This is a genomic window from Actinoplanes sp. NBRC 101535 (assembly GCF_030269225.1).
Lineage (GTDB): Bacteria > Actinomycetota > Actinomycetes > Mycobacteriales > Micromonosporaceae > Actinoplanes > Actinoplanes rectilineatus.
The window spans coordinates 1-593 of record NZ_BSSY01000047.1; the positions used below are offsets into that span (position 1 = coordinate 1).

Genomic DNA, 593 nt, shown 5'->3' on the forward strand with positions numbered 1-593 from the left:
GGTGACGGCGAAGCCGCCGGTCCAGGTGATCTTTTCGCCGGCGGCGAGGGTGATCTGCAGGAAGCCGAGGGCTTCGAGTTCGCGGGCGCGCTTGAGGCTGCCGGCGTCGATGGCCTTGAGGCCGGCGGCGGCGATCACGCCGGTGAGCAGGGCCTTGGCGTCGGCGTCGTCGCCGGCGATGAGCACGGTGGTGGTCTCGGTGCCGACGGTGCCGGCGACCAGGGTGCCGCCGAAGTTGGTGTTGAACGCCTTGAGCACGCTCGACTGGGGCAGCTTGGCGGCGATCTCGGCCGCGGCGGAGCTGTCGGAGGGGACGGTCAGGCCGTCGAAGGTGGCGAAGTCGACCGGGTTGGTGATGTCAACGACCACCTTGCCGGCGAGCTGCTCCCCGCGCTGGGCGATCACGTCGGCGACCGAACCGTACGGGACGGCCAGGACCACGATGTCGCCGGTGACCGGGGTGTCCGCGTGTGAGCTGTTGAGCAGCTCGACGGTGTTACCGCCCTTGGCCACCAGGCCCGAGATGGCCTGACCCATGTTGCCGGTGCCGATGATGCTGATGTGCGCCATGATGCCCTCCGCAATTGGTTGTA

The 593-nt window shown here is 69.0% G+C and carries 1 protein-coding gene; it reads right to left on the bottom strand.

The genetic code is table 11. The features are described 5' to 3' along the window. Nucleotides 1–570, bottom strand: a 570-nt coding sequence (locus QSK32_RS45290; RefSeq protein ID WP_285475560.1) for an NADPH-dependent F420 reductase, incomplete at its 3' end; no start/stop codon positions are given. Between the last annotated feature and the right edge of the window lie 23 nt (nucleotides 571–593).